1 pseudogene is annotated in these 938 nt (G+C 42.5%); it reads left to right on the forward strand.

Features of this window, described 5'->3' with window-relative positions:
• Positions 1-313: 313 nt before the first annotated feature.
• A pseudogene (locus tag LD39_RS21255) lies at positions 314-938 on the forward strand (exopolyphosphatase); the annotation flags it as partial.

Genomic DNA, 938 nt, shown 5'->3' on the forward strand with positions numbered 1-938 from the left:
TTTTTTATAATTTTTTTAGACGATTTTCATAAATACTCTATCCAGTACAGTGCCTACCGTTGAAGATGCAATCGCCTTGAGGGACTCGACATGCACAGACAAATCTGCTGAATGAAATGATTTGTCACAGAGGGGGTGCTTAAGTCACAAGAGTCAGGGGAAAGGGAATGGATAACACCGAGTTCTTTCTTCCAATCGTTAGGTGAAGTAAAATCCTTTCACCAATGATTGTTCTAATGCTTGTGCGTGGTGAACAAGGCACTTCAGCTATTAATCTGTTATAATGGCAAAAAATATGTAGGCGGGTGAGAGGATGGCGAAAAAGTATTACGCGATTATTGATGTAGGCTCCAACACGATGCGATTAGTGATTTATTTGAGAGAGAAGGGTGGGCGTTTACGTGAGATTGAAAACGTGAAAGCCGTCGCTCGTTTAAGAAATCATCTCCAGGAAGAAGGGGATTTATCGGATGAAGGAGTTCGTACGCTACTTACTACATTGAATAGCTTCAAGGAAGTAGCAGAATCCTACACGCTCGAAGAAATGGTTTGTGTAGCAACGGCAACGATTCGCCAAGCCAGTAATCAGGAAGACATTATTAAGAAAGTGTCCGAGCAGACAGGCTTTGACATGAGAATCCTTTCTGAGCATGAAGAAGCTTACTACGGTTATTTAGCGGTGGTCAATTCAACTCCACTAACGGAAGGGATAACGGTGGATATCGGTGGCGGAAGTACGGAGGTTACATATTTCAAAGATCGGAAGCTTGTCGAGTCTCATAGTTTTCCTTTCGGTGCTTTGACATTGAAGCAGGACTTTTTCAAAAAAGACCTTCCTTCTGAGGACGAGATGTCAAAATTACGTCATTTCCTCATTTCTCAGTTCAGTACATTGCCATGGCTGGAGAAAAGAAATGTTCCGCTTATCGGGATCGGCG

It is taken from the genome of Halobacillus sp. BBL2006 (assembly GCF_000786645.1).
Taxonomy (GTDB): Bacteria; Bacillota; Bacilli; order Bacillales; family Halobacillaceae; genus Halobacillus.